This window comes from Streptomyces sp. NPDC058375, assembly GCF_042723425.1.
GTDB classification, from domain to species: domain Bacteria; phylum Actinomycetota; class Actinomycetes; order Streptomycetales; family Streptomycetaceae; genus Streptomyces; species Streptomyces durocortorensis.
Window position 1 is genome coordinate 1 of sequence record NZ_JBHXJG010000382.1, and the last position, 4,702, is coordinate 4,702.

5 protein-coding genes are annotated in these 4,702 nt (G+C 72.8%); 1 reads left to right on the top strand and 4 read right to left on the bottom strand.

Annotation, left to right across the window (positions count from 1 at the left end):
- Nucleotides 1-29: 29 nt before the first annotated feature.
- The 3 genes from ACFWM7_RS33690 to ACFWM7_RS33700 form a co-directional block, all read right to left on the bottom strand.
- Nucleotides 30-734 carry a DUF4230 domain-containing protein gene (locus tag ACFWM7_RS33690; RefSeq protein ID WP_383268150.1) on the bottom strand — a complete coding sequence of 235 codons (705 nt, stop codon included), beginning with the start codon at nucleotides 732-734 and terminating at the stop codon, nucleotides 30-32.
- Nucleotides 735-871: 137 nt separating this feature from the next.
- Entirely contained in the window at nucleotides 872-1,972 is a 1,101-nt protein-coding gene (locus tag ACFWM7_RS33695) for a winged helix DNA-binding domain-containing protein (RefSeq protein ID WP_383268153.1), read from the bottom strand.
- A 106-nt stretch (nucleotides 1,973-2,078) separates the two neighbouring features.
- Nucleotides 2,079-2,648: a DinB family protein gene (locus tag ACFWM7_RS33700; RefSeq protein WP_383268155.1), complete on the bottom strand. Its 570-nt coding sequence runs from the start codon at nucleotides 2,646-2,648 to the stop codon at nucleotides 2,079-2,081.
- Between the two features lie 101 nt (nucleotides 2,649-2,749).
- On the opposite strand from ACFWM7_RS33700, the gene ACFWM7_RS33705 reads away from it, so the two are divergent.
- A complete protein-coding gene (locus ACFWM7_RS33705; protein ID WP_383268158.1) occupies nucleotides 2,750-3,775 on the top strand; it encodes a helix-turn-helix transcriptional regulator in 1,026 nt (341 codons plus the stop codon).
- Here the strand turns inward: ACFWM7_RS33705 and ACFWM7_RS33710 are convergent.
- A complete protein-coding gene (locus ACFWM7_RS33710; protein WP_383268160.1) occupies nucleotides 3,772-4,560 on the bottom strand; it encodes a DUF4389 domain-containing protein in 789 nt (262 codons plus the stop codon). The two genes, ACFWM7_RS33705 and ACFWM7_RS33710, sit on opposite strands and share 4 nt — an antisense overlap.
- Nucleotides 4,561-4,702: the final 142 nt, after the last annotated feature.

Sequence of the window (4,702 nt, forward strand, 5' to 3'; positions counted from 1 at the left end):
GGGTTCGCGCGGCCGGCCGGGTGACGCGATCATCCCTGGTCGTCGCCGTACCGGACCGTGACGCGCTCGAAGCCGAGGGAGCCGAGGAGACCCTTCAGCATGTCGGCGGTGTTCTTCTCGGCCCGGGCGGTCAGTTCGCTCTCCTTCGCCGCTTCTCCGATGTGCTGGACGGCGAGTTTGTTGACCGCCTGCTCACTGCCGGGGTTGTCGGAGAAGAAGTCGCCCAGTCGGTCGAAGAGACCGCGCTGTTTCGACACCGTGTAGGAGCGGTCGGGATCGAGGGCTGGCGTGCCCAACGCCGCCCGGGGCAGGCGGAGTTCGGCCGTCGTACGGTCCTCGTTGACCACGACGCCGCCCTCGGTGACCTTGCCCAGGTCGACGGAAGCGGCGACCGTGCCCGCCCCGACGAACAGGGTGCGGGTGCCGCGCAGGGCGTCGGGGACGAACTTCGTGTCCTTCTCCAGGTCGACGACGACCTGGAAGTTGCCCGAGGCGGCCTCGTACGCGCTCATGTCCTGGATCGACTTGAGCACGGCGGGGCCCGACCGGTCGTGGGTCTCCTCGCCGAAGAGGTCGCCGAGCCCCGGCAGCAGGCTGAGCCGGCTGCCGGCGAACAGCAGGGCCAGTACGGCCGCGCCGATGCCGAGGACTTTCAGCCATCCCCGGGAAGGGCGGGCGGTGCGCTTTCCGCCGGCGTGCGGCGCGGGCTCTGGGGTTACGTCGCTGGACGTCATGTTCTGCATGTGACCCGCGTCCGGTGTTTTCAGTCCGACTCCCGCCGCCTCGCCGGCAAACTCCCGTACAAAATAGGTCTGTTCCGATACGGGCGGGCAGACGCGAAGGCTCTCCCGGCGACCGGGCCCGGGGTCGCTCAGCGCGGCGAGGCCGCCAACCGTACCCGGTCGCTGCCGCCGTCGGAGAGGAACGAGGCGAGCTCCCTCCCCTGGTCGGCCACGGCGACCCGATCCGCCCGGGAGAGGGGACGCAGCGGATCCACCGTGACGACCTCCTCGGCGACGCTCCAGGTGGCGGCCACCCGGCCGTCGACCAGCACGACGCGCTCCCCAGCGACCGAGAGGCCGCGGTGGGCGTCGTCGATGATCCGGCCGCGGTCCTGGTAGCCGAGGATCGCGTTGTCGAAGGCCGGCAGGAACCGTACGGGAGCGGGGGTGTCCGGGTCCGGGCGCGGGGCGTCGGGCAGGTCGAGCAGCTCTCGCCCCCGCTCGTCGCGGAACCGGACCAGTTCGCCGCGTACGGCGGCCACCGCGCCCGGCAGCCCGGCCAGGCCGGACCAGGCGCGCAGGTCGGCCGTGGCGGCGGGCCCGTAGGCGGCCAGATAACGCCGCACCAGCGCCTGGCCGACCGGGTCGGCACCGTCGGGGGCGGGTGCGTCGACCCGTCGGCCCAGCCAGGAGGAGAGCGCGACATTGCGCACCCCGCCCTTGGTGCGCCACAGCCCCCGCGGCGGTGCCTGCGCCATCGGGACGAGAGCGGCGACCACCACCTCGCCCAGGGGGCGCGGCCCCGGGCCGGGCCAGCGGTCGGCGAGCGCCCGCACGATCTCGGCCGCGGTGCGCGGCGCCCCGTCGGACATCAACTTGCCCGCAGCCGCGGCGAGTTCTTCGAGGTCGACCCCTTTCAGCTCGTCGCGGTAGACCCCGAGCACCTTCTGGCGCAGCATCGCGTCGTGGCGGGTCCGCCAGGCGAGGACGTCGTCGGCGGTGACGAGGTGGACCGTGCGGCGCATCAGATGGGTGCGCACCACGCTCCGCCGGGTCAGCAGGTCCGAGAGGACCGCCGGATCGAAGGCCGCCAGCCGGGACCAGAGCCCGACGAAGGGCTCCTGCGGTTCCTGCGCCTGGAGGCCGCAGAGGTGGGACACGGCGTCCACGACCGGCAGGTCGGCCCGCTCCAGCAGCAACTGGCGCGCGAGCATGGCGCGGTTGAGCGCCCGGTTGTCGAGAACGGTCACCGTGTCGCCTCCGCCTTTCGCTTGCCGGCTCGCCTGCGGGCTCCCTTGTCCGCCGACGGTCGCCGGCCGTCGGTTCCTCGCTGACTCCCGCGCTGGGCCCCGGTGGTCACGTCGCCTGTCGTCCGTCGAGCGACTCGCGCAGGATGTCCGCGTGGCCGGCGTGCTGGGCGGTCTCGGCGATGACATGGTTCAGCACCCGCCGGACGCTCCACTTGCCGCCGGGTTCGTTCCAGGGCGCCTCGGGGAGGGGGTGCGAGGCCGAGAGGTCGGGGAGGGCGAGAATGATCTTCTCGCTGCGGGCGGCGACCTGCTCGTACGCGTGGAGAACCCCGGCCGTCGTCTCGCCGGGCAGCATCCGGAACTCCTTCTCCCGCTCGATCGCCCACTTCGGCACCTCGCACGCGGTGCCGGTCATCAAGTCGTCCCAGGTGACGCCGTCGGGCAGGTCGAAGGACATCGCGGAGGGGCCCTCGGTCACGAAGTTCAGCCAGCTCTCCTCCATGGCCGCAACGTGCTTGACGAGGCCGCCCAGGCACAGCGCGCTGACCGTCGGGCGTTCGCCGGCCTGCTCGTCTCCGAGGCCGCGCACCGAGGAGGTCAGGGCGGCGCGCGCGTCGGCGAGGGCGGCGAGCAGGTCGGTGCGCTCGGGGTCGGGGGACGTGGCGGGTGTGGTCATGGTGGTGGGTCCTTCCGGTGGTCCGTCGTGCGGTGGGTACGGATCGATCTTCACAGGGGAAGCGGACAGGATGTGGCCTCTTCTCCCTTCATACTCGTGTCATGCCGAAGACTTCAGCGCGACTGCTGGCGCTTCTCTCCCTTCTCCAGGCGCGTCGGGACTGGCCGGGCGGCCTGTTGGCCGAGCGGCTGGAGGTCAGTCCGCGCACGGTGCGGCGGGACGTCGACCGGCTGCGGGAGCTGGGCTATCCCATCGCGGCCTTCAAGGGGCCCGACGGCGGATACCGGCTGGACGCGGGCGCCCGGTTACCGCCGTTGCTGTTCGACGACGACCAGGCCGTCGCCCTCGCCGTCGCACTGCGGACCGCCACCGCGACCGGCGCCGGCATCGGGGAGGCCGCGGCCCGCGCGCTCACCACCGTCCGGCAGGTCATGCCCGCCCGGCTGCGCCATCGCGTCGACGCCCTGAACGTCACCGCCGTCGAACGCACGGGGGGCCCGCCGCAGCCGCAGGCCGATCCGCGCGTTCTTCTCGCGCTGAGCGACGCGGTGCGCGTCCACGAGGTGCTGCGTTTCGACCACTCCCCCGCGTACGCCCCACCGGCCACCGGCACCGCCGAAGCACCGCCCGCGGTGCGGCGGGTGGAGCCGCACCGGCTGGTCACCTGGGGCGGGCGCTGGTATCTCGTCGCCTGGGACCTGGACCGCGAGGACTGGCGGACGTTCCGCGCGGACCGGATCACACCGCGTACGCCCACGGGCCCCCGGTTCACGCCGCGCGAGGTGCCCGGAGGTGATGTGGCCGCGTTCGTCGCCGCCCGGTTCCAGGGCTCCGGGGCGCCGGGCGAGTGGCCCTGCCGCGGCGAGGTGATCCTCGACGCCCCCGCCTCCGAGGTGGCCGGCCATGTCCGCAACGGGATCGTCGAGGAGTGCGGCCCGGACCGCTGCCGCGTGGTCCTGGGCGCCTGGTCGTGGCCGGGTCTGGCCGCCGAGATCGGCAGGTTCGACGTGGACATCGAGGTGGTCGGGCCCGACGAACTCAGGGACGCCTTCGCCCTCCTGGCCCGCCGATACGCCGACGCGGCGGGCCAGGGGCATCGTGGATCCACGGGGCCCTGTGGCTCTTAGCGACCGACGAGGCGGGTGTCGGAGGTGTCGTCGGTCGTGGAGGCGGTCACGGACGAGGTGATGTGTCCGGCGAGGCCGAGCACCAGGAACAGCACCACGAGCCACTTCGCGGCGCTGCTCAGGACCAGCGGGCGGGTGGCCGAGCGCGACGGCTCCGGGGCCCCGGCGAGGTCGTCGTCGCCGAACAGACCCTTGGGGTAGGCGGGGGTGAGCATCATGACGTACGCGGAGAAGCGCATCCGGTAGCGCAGGGTGGCCGCCGTCGCCTCGAACAGCGGGCGGGGCATGCGCCCGAGGCACAGCGTGATCAGCCACCAGACGAAGGCCATCGCCCACCACCCGTACACGGCGAGGCTCTGCACGATCGCCGCCGGGATCATCAAGAAGATACGGAACAGCACCGCGAGCCGGTTCAGCGGGGTGGGCCGCACCTCGATCTGCACCGGATAGTCGGCCGGCGGGGTCAGGGCGAACGGCGGGTAGCGGTCGATGAGCAGCATGTCGCTCGCCGAGACACGCATGTCGTAGCCGAGGACGCCGGTCAGGAAGCGGAAGACGGGGTCGGGCAGCCGCCCCAGGACCAGGGCCGCGAACCAACCCACGATGACGGTGAAGAACGCCGCGATGTGCAGGACGAACAGCACGATGAAGTGCGGGATCAGCAGGAGGAGGCGCAGGAGTACGGTCAGCCGCCGTTGACGTGCCGGTTCGACGATGTCCAGGACGGGCCTGAACTCGTCCGCGTCCATGTCCTTGCGGCCCGGGCTCCACTGGCCTTCGGCCATGTCGCTCCTCCTCGGCAGGGGATCCGTACGGCATCCGCGCGCAGGACGTGTCCCCACCGTGCGTCCGGTCCGGGCCGCCCGCAATCGGCCCGGCCCGAACGGGTGCCGGCCGGGCCCGGCCGGTGCGGGCCGGGTGCCAACG

What these genes read in the sequence shown, in the direction of transcription:
- ACFWM7_RS33705 (WP_383268158.1), top strand. Translation starts at nt 2,750, where the DNA reads ATGCCGAAGACTTCAGCGCGACTGCTGGCGCTTCTCTCCCTTCTCCAG.
- ACFWM7_RS33690 (WP_383268150.1), bottom strand. Translation starts at nt 734, where the DNA reads ATGACGTCCAGCGACGTAACCCCAGAGCCCGCGCCGCACGCCGGCGGA.
- ACFWM7_RS33710 (WP_383268160.1), bottom strand. Translation starts at nt 4,560, where the DNA reads ATGGCCGAAGGCCAGTGGAGCCCGGGCCGCAAGGACATGGACGCGGAC.
- ACFWM7_RS33700 (WP_383268155.1), bottom strand. Translation starts at nt 2,648, where the DNA reads ATGACCACACCCGCCACGTCCCCCGACCCCGAGCGCACCGACCTGCTC.